Source organism: Vibrio sp. 1F255 (assembly GCF_041439145.1).
Classification (GTDB): Bacteria; Pseudomonadota; Gammaproteobacteria; order Enterobacterales; family Vibrionaceae; genus Vibrio; species Vibrio crassostreae_C.
In genome coordinates this window covers 1-14368 of sequence record NZ_JBGONQ010000008.1, presented here as the reverse complement: position 1 = coordinate 14368, position 14368 = coordinate 1, and the positions used below count along the sequence as shown (strand labels likewise).

Annotated in this window: 10 protein-coding genes; 1 reads left to right on the top strand and 9 read right to left on the bottom strand. The window is 44.8% G+C overall.

Annotation, left to right across the window (positions count from 1 at the left end):
• Positions 1-259 precede the first annotated feature (259 nt).
• Positions 260-1069, bottom strand: a complete 810-nt coding sequence (nudC, locus tag ACED41_RS06815; RefSeq protein WP_371724702.1) for an NAD(+) diphosphatase — start codon at positions 1067-1069, stop codon at positions 260-262.
• Between the two features lie 165 nt (positions 1070-1234).
• Here nudC and ACED41_RS06810 point away from each other — a divergent pair, with 165 nt between their 5' ends.
• Positions 1235-1732, top strand: a complete 498-nt coding sequence (locus ACED41_RS06810; RefSeq protein ID WP_032546263.1) for an Rsd/AlgQ family anti-sigma factor — start codon at positions 1235-1237, stop codon at positions 1730-1732.
• Between the two features lie 330 nt (positions 1733-2062).
• On the opposite strand, the gene rpoC is transcribed toward ACED41_RS06810, so the two are convergent.
• From rpoC to secE, 8 genes are all read right to left on the bottom strand, one after another.
• Positions 2063-6265: a DNA-directed RNA polymerase subunit beta' gene (gene rpoC / locus ACED41_RS06805; RefSeq protein ID WP_017060527.1), complete on the bottom strand. Its 4203-nt coding sequence runs from the start codon at positions 6263-6265 to the stop codon at positions 2063-2065.
• 92 nt (positions 6266-6357) lie between these two features.
• Positions 6358-10386: a DNA-directed RNA polymerase subunit beta gene (gene rpoB / locus ACED41_RS06800; RefSeq protein WP_017065638.1), complete on the bottom strand. Its 4029-nt coding sequence runs from the start codon at positions 10384-10386 to the stop codon at positions 6358-6360.
• 235 nt (positions 10387-10621) lie between these two features.
• On the bottom strand, positions 10622-10990 hold the full coding sequence (gene rplL / locus ACED41_RS06795; protein WP_017060525.1) for a 50S ribosomal protein L7/L12: 369 nt from the start codon (positions 10988-10990) through the stop codon (positions 10622-10624).
• A gap of 57 nt (positions 10991-11047) precedes the next feature.
• Positions 11048-11542, bottom strand: a complete 495-nt coding sequence (gene rplJ / locus ACED41_RS06790; protein ID WP_017060524.1) for a 50S ribosomal protein L10 — start codon at positions 11540-11542, stop codon at positions 11048-11050.
• Between the two features lie 250 nt (positions 11543-11792).
• Positions 11793-12497, bottom strand: coding sequence for a 50S ribosomal protein L1 (rplA, locus tag ACED41_RS06785; RefSeq protein WP_017060523.1), 705 nt, complete (start codon positions 12495-12497; stop codon positions 11793-11795).
• 4 nt (positions 12498-12501) lie between these two features.
• On the bottom strand, positions 12502-12930 hold the full coding sequence (rplK, locus tag ACED41_RS06780) for a 50S ribosomal protein L11 (protein WP_010435555.1): 429 nt from the start codon (positions 12928-12930) through the stop codon (positions 12502-12504).
• Positions 12931-13143: 213 nt separating this feature from the next.
• Positions 13144-13692 carry a transcription termination/antitermination protein NusG gene (gene nusG, locus ACED41_RS06775; RefSeq protein ID WP_010435556.1) on the bottom strand — a complete coding sequence of 183 codons (549 nt, stop codon included), beginning with the start codon at positions 13690-13692 and terminating at the stop codon, positions 13144-13146.
• 13 nt (positions 13693-13705) lie between these two features.
• Complete coding sequence (secE, locus tag ACED41_RS06770; RefSeq protein ID WP_010435558.1) at positions 13706-14083, bottom strand: preprotein translocase subunit SecE; 378 nt, start codon at positions 14081-14083, stop codon at positions 13706-13708.
• Between the last annotated feature and the right edge of the window lie 285 nt (positions 14084-14368).

Here is a 14368-nt window from a genome sequence, read left to right as displayed (position 1 = left end):
AAGTATTCTAACACTGATTGAAGGGTAAAAGCTTTGTGCTTTGCAACCTAGATCAAGTTATTAACTTTTAAATCAATGCTTAATTTGCACCCAATTACGGGAGCATGTTAAAAATTTGTTCGCTAGCGAAAATTACAATTATAACATCTGAGTAGTCACTACTCAGCATCTCATAACGACATCTTACTTACCCCCTCCACTTGTGGAGGGTTTTTTTTAGCTTTTGATCACCCATAGGCCAAATACTATCACAGGCAAATTAGTGCTCTAGTATCTGCTCAGTCACACCATCTTTCATCACGTCATCAACGGTTTTCTCAATCAACTGTCTCGCAATGGTTCCAACAGGAGCAACATCAGGCAGGCTTGTTACGTCAAACCATTGAGCATCCGATAGCTCGCTGTAGTCAGGCTTGAGCGTACCACCAGCATAATCTGCGAGAAAGCCCATCATCATACTCGATGGAAACGCCCATGGCTGGCTGCCAAAATAACGAATATTATCGACATCGATACCCGTTTCTTCTTTGACTTCTCTTGCCACACACTGCTCTAAGGTCTCTCCGACCTCTAGGAAGCCCGCTATCACGGTATACATACCTGTCTTATGTCTTGGGTGCTGCGCAAGCAATATCTTGTTGTCGTTTCGTACAGCGACAATGATGCACGGGAAGATACGAGGATAATGAAGTGTGCGGCAATCTCCACACTGCATCGCCACCTGGTTATGGTTGAGATGATTTCGACCACCACACTGAGGGCAAAAACGCATACTTTGAGTCATATGCCCATATTGGATGGCTTTGCTTGCAGTCAAGAAACTCACTTCAGGCCAGTGCAGTAACTCTCTTAGGCTGACCATGCTCAGCTCATTCTCCACATCACAATCGTTGAGCCAATACACCTTGCGACCTTGATGCTGACCAATACAGATTGCATGCTCCACACTCAGCCCAAGCTCTTCAGCAGAGCCAAACGGAAACTGATCATTATTAACCCAAATATCACTACCAGAAACGACGCACCAATAAGCTTGCTCTGTCATTTTGTTATCACTTTTTTTAAACATCCCTATGCCTCATTGCTTGCAGTTCGTTCATTTTACTGGCAATCTAATTTCATACTAGAGTTGTAGCAGAGAATATTTCAAGCTATTACTTTTAGTAGCTACCAATAAAACGGACCCTGCTTAGGCAATTACTTGATCACAAGGTTGTGATCAGATCATGAGGACATGGTCATGCTAAATAAATTCAAACAAATACAAGAACAATGGGGTGGCTCTAATGAGGTCATCGATCATTGGCTCGAAACTCGACAGTCTCTAATCGTTGAGTATTGTAAGCTAGGTGCCTTGCAGCCAGCTAGCAACGGGCAATCAAACGTTGTTGAACTCCCTTCCCCTAAAGAAATAAGCTCATTCTGTGATCATGTTGTCGATTATATCTCAGAGGGTCATTTTAAGATCTACGATATGGTCATGAAAAAATGGCAAGCAACAGGCTTTAAAACCAATGACGAGATTGATACAACTTACGCGAAGATCGTACTTACAACCGAGCCGCTTCTAGAATTCAATGATAAGTACGTTAAAGTAAATGCAGACGATGAGTTGCCTAACTTCGAAGGAGATATGTCCAAAGTAGGTGAACTACTCGAACTACGTTTTGAAGTAGAAGATAATCTTATCCAGCTTATTGCAGACAGTTTAGCGATTCCACCAGGCGCTTAGTTAGCCGAATCCTTAAAAAGCTTGCCTCTGTGCAAGCTTTTTGTTTTGTCTGTAAGGTTATCCAAACTACCCAGAACCTTTCAGACAGAGCTTACTCGCTCGCCCTGACCTTTAGCCATAAGCATATGGTTACAGCCCTAATCAGCCTAGTCATCTCTACCCTTTATCTTACTGGCCTCAAAGAGCACTCTTCAGGACATAAATCCAACCTCACCAGCTAGATAAGCACACCTATCACTTTATAAGTCATAGCTAAATACCAATACGCCAGATACAAAAAAGGCACCCGAAGGTGCCTTTTTCTTATCTCTTAGAGACTACTCGTAGAGCTTACTCTTCTGAAGAGAAACCAGCGTTTAGAAGTGCTGCTAGATTGTCAGTAGCTTGTTCAGCTGAAGGACCTTCTTGCTCTTCTTCACGTTGTTTTTGACGCTCTTGGTGGTATGCGAAACCAGTACCAGCTGGGATCAGACGACCAACAATTACGTTCTCTTTCAGACCGCGAAGGTCATCACGCTTACCAGAAACCGCAGCTTCTGTTAGTACGCGAGTCGTTTCTTGGAACGATGCAGCTGAGATGAATGACTCAGTTGCAAGAGATGCTTTAGTAATACCTAGTAGATCACGTTCGAAACGTACTAGTTCTTTACCTTCAGCTTCTAGCTTACGGTTAGCAATCTTAACATTGTGGTACTCAACTTGTTCGCCAGGTAGGAACGGAGAGTCACCAGAATGAGTGATTGTACACTTACGTAGCATTTGACGAACGATAGTCTCGATGTGCTTATCGTTAATCTTTACGCCTTGTAAGCGGTAAACTTCTTGAACTTCGTTCGCGATGTACTGAGTTACTGCGTGGATACCACGTAGACGCAGGATATCGTGTGGAGTCTCAGGACCGTCGGCGATTACATCACCACGTTCAATCTTCTCACCTTCGAACACGTTCAATTGACGATGCTTAGGAATCATCTCTTCGTAAGCGTCACCGCCTTCACGAGTGATTACTAGACGACGCTTACCTTTCGTTTCTTTACCGAAAGACACAGTACCTGTGTGCTCAGCAAGGATCGCAGGCTCTTTAGGCTTACGAGCTTCGAATAGGTCAGCTACGCGTGGTAGACCACCGGTGATATCTTTGTTTCCGCTCGATTTTTGAGGGATACGAGATAGTGTGTCACCGATGCCAACTTCAGCGCCATCTTCGATGTTTACAATCGCTTTGCCAGGTAGGAAGTAGTGAGCTGGCATATCAGTACCAGGGATCATTACGTCGTTACCTTGCTCATCAACAAGTTTGATAGCTGGACGCATATCTTTACCTGCTGCTGGGCGAGCTGCTGCGTCTGTAACTTCACTTGAAGAAAGACCCGTTAGATCGTCAGTTTGACGAGAAACTGTAATACCATCGATCATATCTACGAATTGGATACGACCTGCCACTTCAGTGATGATTGGCATGGTATGCGCTTCCCAGTTAGCTACAACTTCACCAGCAGTAACTGCTGCGTTGTCGCCTTTGGTTAGCATCGAACCGTAAGGAAGTTTGTGCTTCTCTTTAGTACGGCCGAATTCATCAATAATCGTCATCTCAGATGCACGAGAAGTGATAACCAGTTTCTTATCTTTGTTAACTACGAACTTAGCATTGTGAAGTTTCACAGTACCAGTTGTCTTAGCTTGGATGCTGTTCTCTGCTGCTGCAGTAGATGCCGCACCACCGATGTGGAACGTACGCATCGTTAGCTGTGTACCCGGTTCACCGATAGATTGTGCAGCGATAACACCAACTGCTTCACCTTGGTTCACTAGGTGACCACGTGCTAGGTCACGACCGTAACACTGTGCACAACAACCGAAGTCTGCATCACAGGTAACAACAGAGCGCACTTTCATGCTATCTACTGAGTTGTCTTCCATGATTTGACACCACTTCTCATCAATCAGAGTATTACGTGGAATCAGTACATCTTCAGTACCAGGCTTAAGAACGTCTTCAGCTACTACACGACCTAGAGCAAGCTCAGAAAGTGCAACTTTAACGTCACCACCTTCGATGTGAGGCATCATGTCGATACCTTCATGCGTGCCACAGTCATGTTCGTGTACTACAACGTCTTGAGCAACGTCTACTAGACGACGAGTTAGGTAACCCGAGTTTGCTGTTTTCAGTGCTGTATCCGCAAGACCCTTACGAGCACCGTGCGTTGAGATAAAGTACTGAAGGACGTTTAGACCTTCTTTAAAGTTCGCTGTGATCGGCGTTTCGATGATTGAACCATCTGGACGCGCCATCAGACCACGCATACCTGCTAGCTGACGAATCTGAGCTGCAGAACCACGTGCGCCCGAGTCGGCCATCATGTAGATGCTGTTGAACGATTCTTGCTGTTCTTCTTCGCCGTCACGGTTGATAACTGTTTCAGAAGATAGGTTATCCATCATTGCTTTCGCAACGCGGTCATTCGTAGATGCCCAGATATCGATAACTTTGTTGTAACGCTCACCCGCAGTAACAAGACCAGATTGGAATTGCTCTTGGATTTCGCGAACTTCTTCTTCAGCAGATTCAATTTCATCGTATTTCGCTTGAGGTACAACCATATCGTCGATACCTACAGAAACACCAGAAAGTGCAGCGTATGCAAAACCTGCGTACATGATTTGGTCAGCAAATACTACTGTATCTTTTAGACCAAGCTTACGGTAACACTCGTTAAGAAGAGTAGAGATCTGCTTCTTACCTAACTTTTGGTTAACGATGCTGTACGGTAGGCCAGCTGGAACGATTTGCCATAGCATTGCACGGCCGACAGTTGTATCAACCATCTTCGTTTCAGTAGTGCTGTTACCATCTTCGTCTACTACAGTTTCGGTGATACGTACTTTAACGCGAGCGTGTAGCTCAGCAGTCTTAGTACGGTATGCCTTTTCAGCCTCAGCAGGGCCAGCAAGGTACATACCTTCGCCTTTCACGTTGATCTTGTCACGTGTCATGTAGTAAAGACCCAATACAACGTCCTGAGAAGGTACGATGATCGGATCACCTGACGCTGGCGACAGAATGTTATTCGTCGACATCATCAGTGTACGTGCTTCAAGCTGTGCTTCTAGAGTTAGAGGCACGTGTACCGCCATTTGGTCACCATCGAAGTCGGCGTTGTATGCCGCACACACTAGTGGGTGAAGCTGAATCGCTTTACCTTCGATTAATACTGGTTCAAACGCTTGGATACCTAGACGGTGAAGTGTAGGTGCACGGTTAAGCAGTACTGGGTGTTCGCGGATTACTTCGTCCAGGATATCCCAAACGATAGCTTCTTCGCGCTCTACCATCTTCTTAGCAGCTTTGATTGTCGTAGCCATGCCACGAGTTTCTAGCTTGCTGTAGATGAACGGCTTAAATAGCTCAAGTGCCATCTTCTTAGGAAGACCACACTGATGTAGACGAAGGTATGGACCTACTGTGATTACAGAACGGCCAGAGTAGTCTACACGTTTACCTAGAAGGTTCTGACGGAAACGACCTTGTTTACCCTTGATCATATCAGCAAGAGATTTCAGAGGACGCTTGTTAGAACCAGTGATAGCACGACCGCGACGACCGTTATCTAGAAGTGCATCAACAGACTCTTGCAGCATACGCTTTTCGTTACGTACGATGATGTCCGGAGCAGCTAGCTCTAGAAGACGCTTCAAACGGTTGTTACGGTTGATCACACGACGGTAAAGGTCGTTCAGATCTGAAGTCGCAAAACGACCGCCATCTAGTGGTACTAGAGGACGTAGATCTGGCGGCAGAACCGGAAGTACAGTCAGAATCATCCATTGCGGATCGTTACCCGATGCAATGAACGCTTCAACTAGCTTCAGGCGCTTAGTAACTTTTTTACGCTTAGTTTCTGAGTTAGTCGTTTCTAACTCTTCGCGCATTTCTTCCACTTCTTGATGAAGGTCCATTGTTGCAAGCAGATCTTTGATCGCTTCAGCACCCATCTTAGCAGTGAATTCGTCACCCCACTCTTCTAGACGATCCAGATACTCTTCTTCAGTAAGCATCTGAGATTTTTCTAGATCAGTCATACCAGGTTCAGTTACTACGTACATCTCGAAGTAAAGAACACGTTCGATATCACGTAGAGGGATATCCATTAGTAGACCGATACGAGACGGCAGTGATTTTAGGAACCAGATGTGAGCAACTGGTGAAGCTAGCTCGATGTGGCCCATGCGGTCACGACGAACTTTAGTTTGTGTAACTTCAACGCCACACTTCTCACAGATAACACCACGGTGCTTCAGGCGCTTGTATTTGCCACAAAGACATTCGTAGTCTTTAACTGGACCAAAAATACGTGCACAGAACAGACCATCACGTTCAGGTTTGAACGTACGATAGTTAATTGTTTCCGGCTTTTTAACTTCACCAAAAGACCATGAACGGATCATGTCTGGTGAAGATAGACCGATTTTGATTGCATCAAATTCTTCGGTCTTATGCTGTGCTTTTAGAAAGTTTAATAAGTCTTTCACATTCAGCTCCTGTAAGGAGTTAAAGGAGCTCACTGCTGTAGCAAGCTCCCTTTTACCAAATAATCCTATCTTCTTTTAAAAAGAAGGAGGGATTACTCTTCGTCTTCTAGCTCGATGTTGATACCTAGCGAGCGAATCTCTTTCAACAGTACGTTGAACGACTCAGGCATACCAGGTTCCATGCTATGGTTACCGTCTACGATGTTCTTATACATCTTAGTACGGCCGTTAACGTCATCTGACTTAACTGTTAGCATTTCTTGTAGAGTATATGCAGCACCGTATGCTTCTAGTGCCCATACTTCCATCTCACCGAAACGCTGACCACCGAACTGAGCTTTACCACCAAGTGGTTGCTGAGTTACTAGGCTGTAAGAACCAGTTGAACGAGCATGCATCTTGTCATCAACCAAGTGGTTCAGTTTCAGCATGTACATGTAACCAACAGTTACAGGACGCTCAAACGAATCACCAGTACGACCATCAAACAGTTTAAGCTGACCAGATTCTGGCAGATCACCCAGTTTAAGTAGTTCTTTGATTAGAGACTCAGAAGCACCGTCGAACACAGGAGTAGCAATCGGTAGACCGCCACGTAGGTTCTTGATCAGTGTACGAACTTGATCATCAGACAGTTCAGCAATATCAACTTTCTGACGAGTATCACCAAGATCGTAAACCTTCTGTAGGAACTCACGGAACTTATGCAGTTCTTGTTGTTCCTTAACCATTTGGTTGATCTTGTCACCGATACCTTTCGCAGCCAAACCTAAGTGAACTTCTAGGATCTGACCGATGTTCATACGCGATGGTACACCCAGCGGGTTAAGTACGATGTCTACAGGCTGACCTTTCTCATCGTATGGCATGTCTTCAACAGGGTTAATCTTAGAGATTACACCTTTGTTACCGTGACGACCGGCCATCTTATCACCAGGCTGGATACGACGTTTAACCGCTAGGTAAACTTTAACAATCTTAAGAACGCCAGGCGCTAGATCATCACCTTGAGTGATTTTACGACGCTTAGTTTCAAACTTCTTATCGAAGTCTGCTTTTAGCTCATCCCACTGCTCAGCAAGTTGCTCAAGCTGTGTTTGTAGCGCATCGTCTTCTAGAACTTGCTCTAGCCATTGCTTACGACCGATAGTATCAAGCTTAGCTTCAGAGTAACCACCAGACAGAAGTACAGCTTTAACACGGTTAAGAAGGCCACCCTCAAGAATTTGGAACTCTTCAGTTAGGTCTTTCTTAGCTTCTTTAAGCTGCATCTGTTCGATTTCAAGTGCACGCTTGTCTTTCTCTACGCCATCGCGAGTGAAGACTTGTACATCGATGATAGTACCCGAAACAGAGTTTGGTACACGTAGAGAAGTATCTTTAACATCAGATGCTTTCTCACCGAAGATAGCACGTAGTAGCTTCTCTTCAGGAGTCAGTTGAGTTTCACCTTTAGGGGTTACTTTACCAACTAGGATGTCGCCACCCTTAACTTCAGCACCAATGTAAACGATACCTGACTCGTCTAGTTTAGACAGAGCAGACTCACCTACGTTTGGAATATCAGCTGTGATCTCTTCAGAACCCAGCTTAGTATCACGAGCCACACAAGATAGTTCTTGGATGTGGATTGTCGTGAAACGGTCTTCTTGAACTACGCGCTCAGATACTAAGATCGAGTCTTCGAAGTTGTAACCGTTCCAAGGCATGAATGCGATACGCATGTTTTGGCCAAGAGCTAGTTCACCAAGGTCTGTTGAAGGACCATCAGCAAGAACATCGCCACGTGCAACTGGTTCACCAGGAAGTACAGTTGGACGTTGGTTAATACATGTGTTTTGGTTCGAACGCGTGTACTTAGTTAGGTTGTAGATATCGATACCAGCTTCGCCAGGTACCAATTCATCTTCGTTAACCTTAACTACAATACGAGAAGCGTCTACAGACTGAACTTGACCACCACGTTTAGCAACCGCTGTAACACCAGAGTCAACTGCGATGTTACGTTCGATACCAGTACCTACTAGAGGCTTATCAGCCTTAAGTGTTGGTACAGCTTGACGTTGCATGTTGGCACCCATCAATGCACGGTTCGCATCATCGTGTTCTAGGAACGGGATAAGCGAAGCAGCGATAGATACTACTTGGTTTGTCGCAACGTCCATGTAGTCAACGTGATCGCGTGGGTGAAGACCAGATTCACCTTTTTGACGAGCTGTAATTAGCTCATCTGCAAACGTACCTTCTTCAGTAAGAATGGTGTTTGCTTGCGCGATTACGAATTGACCTTCCTGGATTGCAGACAGGTAATCAACTTCTTCTGTTACTACACCATCTACTACACGACGGTACGGAGTTTCTAGGAAACCGTAATCGTTACAACGTGCAAACGCAGATAGTGAGTTAATTAGACCGATGTTTGGACCTTCAGGCGTTTCGATCGGACATAGACGACCGTAGTGAGTTACGTGAACGTCACGTACTTCGAAGCCTGCGCGCTCACGAGTAAGACCACCAGGACCTAAAGCAGAGATACGACGTTTGTGCGTAACTTCTGACAATGGGTTGTTTTGGTCCATGAACTGTGAAAGCTGTGAAGAGCCAAAGAATTCTTTAACTGCAGCAGAGATCGGCTTAGCGTTGATAAGATCTTGAGGCATGATTGCATCAAGGTCACCAAGGCTTAGGCGCTCTTTAACGGCACGTTCTACACGAACTAGACCAACACGGAATTGGTTTTCTGCCATTTCACCTACAGAACGGATACGACGGTTGCCAAGGTGGTCGATATCGTCCACTTCACCAATACCGTTACGGATACCAATCAGTTTCTTCATCACTTCGATGATGTCTGATTCATCCAGAGTACCGCGCTCTTCTTCTTCTTCACGCTCGATAGAGCTGTTGAACTTCATACGGCCTACAGTTGATAGGTCGTAACGTTCTTCAGAGAAGAATAGGCTTTCGAATAGAGACTCTGCAGCTTCTTTCGTTGGTGGCTCGCCAGGACGCATCATGCGGTAGATTTCTACCAATGCAGAGATGCGATCTACTGTGCTATCTGCACGTAGAGTGTCTGACATGAATGGACCGTGATCTAGGTCATTCGTGAACAGAGTTTGTAGAGACTTGTGACCTGCTTGAGACAGGTTAGCAAGTGCTTCTAGGCTAATCTCTTGGTTCGCGCCAACGATGATCTCGCCAGTTGCTTCATTGATGTAATCTTTAGATGCAACTTTACCAACGATGTACTCTACTGGTACTTCGATGTGCTCAACGCCATCTTTTTCAAGTTGACGGATATGACGAGCAGTAACACGACGACCAGTCTCAACGTAAGTTTTTCCGTTTGCTTCGATGTCGAATGACGCAGTTTCACCACGTAGACGATCAGGAACCAACTCCATAAGAAGAGTTTGGTCTTTAACTTCGAAGTTCACCTTGTCGAAGAACAGATCTAGGATCTCTTCAGTCGATTTACCAAGTGCACGAAGAATAATCGATGCTGGTAGCTTACGACGACGGTCGATACGTACGAATAAGTTATCCTTAGGATCGAACTCAAAGTCTAACCATGAGCCACGGTAAGGAATTACACGTGCGTTATAAAGAACTTTACCTGATGAGTGGGTCTTACCCTTATCACTGTCGAAGAACACGCCTGGGCTTCGGTGCAGCTGGGATACGATAACCCTCTCGGTACCATTAATTACGAAAGTACCATTGTCTGTCATAAGCGGAATTTCGCCCATGTAGACTTCTTGTTCTTTAATGTCTTTTACAGTACCTGCTGGTGCATCTCGATCAAAGATAACTAGACGTAGTTTTACGCGTAGTGGCTTTGAGTAAGTAACACCGCGGATTTGACATTCTTTAACGTCAAAAACTGGCTCACCAAGACGGTAGCTAACGTATTGCAGCTCAGAATTGCCGTTGTAGCTCTGAATTGGAAATACAGAACGGAAAGCAGCTTCAAGACCGTATTGACCTTCTGGATCCTGTTCGATGAATTTGTCGAAAGAATCAAGCTGGATCGATAACAGGTATGGAATGTCCAAAACTTGTGGACGAGTACCAAAATCCTTACGGATGCGCTTTTTCTCGGTATAAGAGTAAACCATGGGGTTCCTCAGCTCGCTGATAAGTGACCCAAACCACCCAAAACACTCTTCAGAGGGGGTGGTGACAAACAGCTGTTTAGTGGTAGTGAACAATCATTTCGAAAAAATGACTGTTTTTTTGCTCGGATTATGACGGTTAAACAGCGGAAATTTCGTCATAGCCCTACAGCGCAAAAAGGCCGGTGGTTAATAAACCACCAGCCATTAGCCTTGCGGCTATGAAATTAAGTAATAATTACTTGATTTCAACAGAAGCGCCAGCTTCTTCTAGCTGTGCTTTAAGAGCTTCAGCTTCAGCTTTGTCAACGCCTTCTTTAAGCGCTGCAGGAGCTGAGTCTACAAGACCTTTAGCTTCTTTAAGACCTAGGCCAGTTGCGCCACGTACAGCTTTGATAACTTGTACTTTGTTAGCGCCAGCAGCAGTTAGGATTACGTCGAATTCAGTTTGCTCAGCAGCAGCGTCGCCGCCAGCTGCGCCACCAGCTACAACTGCAGCTGCAGCTGAAACGCCGAATTTCTCTTCCATAGCTTCGATAAGCTCAACAACTTGCATTACAGACATTTCTGCAACTGCGTCTAGGATTTGCTCGTTAGTAATAGACATAACAATTCTCTTTTAAGTCAACAATAAGTTTAATTTGCAACCAGTGAAAAGCAAGGCTTAAGCCGCTGCTTCTTCTTTTTGGTCACGTAGTGCAGCGATAGTACGAACCAGCTTGCCAGCAGAAGCTTCTTTCATGCACATCATTAGGCGTGCGATAGCTTCGTCGTAAGTTGGTAGTGTCGCTAGTACTTCAGCATCAGTAACTGCGCCTTCAAATGCAGCAGCTTTGATCTCGAAATCTTTGTTCTCTTTAGCGAAGTCTTTGAAAAGACGCGCTGCAGCACCTGGGTGCTCGTTAGAGAACGCGATCAGAGTTGGACCAGTGAAAGTGTCTACTAGACACTCGTAGTCTGTACCCTGAACCGCACGGCGTGCTAGTGTGTTACGAACAACTTTCATGTAAACACCCGCTTCGCGAGCTTGTTTACGTAGAGAAGTCATTGCGCCAACTTCAACGCCACGAGAATCAGCTACAACTGCAGAAAGTGCACCACTGGCAGCTTCGTTGACTTCAGCAACAATTGCTTTTTTGTCTTGAAGATTTAAAGCCATTTGGATTAACCTCTGGTTGTGATTACAGCACCCAATACAAAATGTATTGAGCGTTTACGATGTTATTTAAAAGTGAATAAATCCACTTCAAACCACAACATCGCCTACGTAGGTTTTATTAAGCTATCAATAATCTAATGAAAATCGACAGCGCCTACGGTCTTGGGATAGATGATTTCAAATTGCTTTAAAACCACCCAACCACAAATATTAGGCGCAGAAGTATACACTAAATCTGCGCCTAAGCAAATTAGTTTGCTTGAGTATCAAGACTAGCTTGATCAACAGCAACACCAGCACCCATCGTAGTAGAGATGCTTACTTTCTTCAGGTAAGAACCCTTAGCTGAAGAAGGCTTAGCTTTCTTAAGAGCAACTAGAAGAGCTTCTAGGTTCTCTTGAAGCTGGCTAGCTTCGAAAGATGCTTTACCGATAGTAGTGTGGATGATGCCGTTCTTGTCGTTACGGTAACGAACCTGACCAGCTTTAGCGTTCTTAACCGCTTCAGCAACGTTAGGAGTTACAGTACCAACTTTAGGGTTTGGCATAAGGCCGCGTGGACCTAGGATTGTACCTAGTTGACCAACAACACGCATTGCATCTGGAGAAGCAACAACTACGTCGAAGTTCATTTCGCCTTTTTTCACTTGCTCAGCAAGATCTTCCATACCAACGATATCTGCGCCAGCAGCTTTAGCAGCTTCTGCGTTTGCACCTTGAGTGAAAACAGCAACGCGGATGTCACGGCCAGTACCGTGAGGTAGCACTGTTGCGCCACGAACGTTTTGGTCAGATTTACGAGCATCGATGCCTAGGTTAACAGCAACATCTACAGACTCAACGAATTTAGCAGTCGCTAGTTCTTTAAGAAGAGCAACAGCTTCGCTGATTTCGTATTCTTTAGTTGAGTCAACTTTGTCGCGGATTACGCGCATACGCTTAGTAAGTTTAGCCATGATCTTATCCCTCTACCACTAGGCCCATTGAACGAGCAGTACCAGCAATAGAACGTTTCATTGCTTCGATGTCAGCACCAGTCATATCAGCAGCTTTAGTTTCTGCGATTTCCTGAACTTGAGCGTCAGTAACAGTACCAACTTTCTCAGTGTTTGGACGACCTGAACCAGACTTAACGCCAGCAGCTTTCTTAAGAAGAACAGCAGCAGGTGGAGTCTTAGTTACGAACGTGAAAGAACGGTCGTTGTAAACAGTAATAACTACTGGAGTAGGTAGACCTTTCTCAACAGATTCTGTTTTTGCGTTGAACGCTTTACAGAATTCCATGATGTTCACGCCGTGTTGACCTAGAGCAGGACCAACCGGTGGACTTGGGTTTGCCATACCAGCTGCAACTTGCAGTTTGATATAAGCTTCAACTTTCTTAGCCATGATATTTCCTAATATTTGGGTACATGCGCCAGCCGTAAGGCGAGCTCCCCATAATTTCAATTAACTCTTTTTTACTTCCACAGAAGCAAAAAGGCGCGAAATTATAATCATAATTCGCGCCTTTAACAACCCTAAAAAGGTGATTTTTTATACTCTTTAATTTTGAACAGCTTATGAACTATTTATCCACAACTTGCTCAAAAGGTAAGAGTATTAGTCCAGTTTTTCAACCTGACCAAATTCAAGCTCAACCGGTGTTGCACGACCAAAGATCGATACAGATACCTTAATGCGGCTTTTCTCGTAATCTACTTCTTCAACAGTACCGTTGAAGTCAGCAAATGGACCATCGTTCACACGAACCACTTCACCAGCTTCGAACATTGTCTTAGGACGTGGAGACTCGCTCGCTTTCTCTAGACGGTTCAAGATAGCATCAGCTTCTTTATCAGTGATTGGTGCAGGACGATCAGAGGTACCACCAATGAAGCCCATAACACGCGGAATGCTGCGTACTAAGTGCCATGATTCATCATTCATGATCATTTGAACTAATACGTAGCCAGGGAAGAATTTACGTTCACTTTTACGGCGTTGGCCTGCACGCATTTCCACTACTTCTTCAGTAGGTACTAGCACATCGCCAAATAGTTCTTCCATGTTGTGCATTTTAATATGCTCGCGTAGCGACTGTGCAACACGACCTTCAAAGCCAGAAAAGGCTTGAACTACATACCAACGTTTTTTTGGAGCTTCACTCATGAATCAGAACCCTCTACACCCCAGTTGCTAGAGAAACTAGACGGACCATAATGCCGTCAATTCCCCAAAGCACTAGAGACATAACAATACATACAGCTAAAACGATCAATGTAGTTTGCATAGTTTCTTGGCGAGTAGGCCAAACAACTTTACGAATCTCCATACGAGATTCTTTTGCAAAATCGATCGCAGCTTTACCTTTAGTTGTTGTTGCTGCAACGCCTAGTGCGGCAGCAATCAGCACAACTACACCTGCAGCGCGAATTACAACAGACAATTCACCATACAGGTAATTACCCACAACAGCAGCAGCCAACAGAACAAAAGCGACAATCCACTTCATTGTATCTGCTGCACCTGAGCTATCAGGAGTTTCAGCGTTTGCTTTCATAAAACCAACCTGTGATAAGTCTTAAATATAGACGACAATAACCCCGCTGTTGCAGGGCACATTCCTTTGCGTTGCAAAACAACACATCTAACAGTCATTTTAGTCAAAAAGACCGTTTAATTCTTTGCTAAGAGCAAAAATCGATGTCAAAACATCCAACTCTTTTTTTAGCGCAGAAAAAGGGCATCAAATGATGCCCTTTTTACTAGTGGTTCGTCAAATCTTATGCAAAGATTTTAGCTACAACACCAGCACCAACTGTACGGCCACCTTCGCGGATTGCGA

Bases quoted from the DNA above. Each gene is read 5' to 3' on its own strand.
- nusG (WP_010435556.1), bottom strand. From the start codon at position 13,692: ATGAGTGAAGCTCCAAAAAAACGTTGGTATGTAGTTCAAGCCTTTTCT.
- secE (WP_010435558.1), bottom strand. From the start codon at position 14,083: ATGAAAGCAAACGCTGAAACTCCTGATAGCTCAGGTGCAGCAGATACA.
- rpoB (WP_017065638.1), bottom strand. From the start codon at position 10,386: ATGGTTTACTCTTATACCGAGAAAAAGCGCATCCGTAAGGATTTTGGT.
- rplL (WP_017060525.1), bottom strand. From the start codon at position 10,990: ATGTCTATTACTAACGAGCAAATCCTAGACGCAGTTGCAGAAATGTCT.
- rplJ (WP_017060524.1), bottom strand. From the start codon at position 11,542: ATGGCTTTAAATCTTCAAGACAAAAAAGCAATTGTTGCTGAAGTCAAC.
- ACED41_RS06810 (WP_032546263.1), top strand. From the start codon at position 1,235: ATGGTCATGCTAAATAAATTCAAACAAATACAAGAACAATGGGGTGGC.
- nudC (WP_371724702.1), bottom strand. From the start codon at position 1,069: ATGTTTAAAAAAAGTGATAACAAAATGACAGAGCAAGCTTATTGGTGC.
- rplK (WP_010435555.1), bottom strand. From the start codon at position 12,930: ATGGCTAAGAAAGTTGAAGCTTATATCAAACTGCAAGTTGCAGCTGGT.
- rplA (WP_017060523.1), bottom strand. From the start codon at position 12,497: ATGGCTAAACTTACTAAGCGTATGCGCGTAATCCGCGACAAAGTTGAC.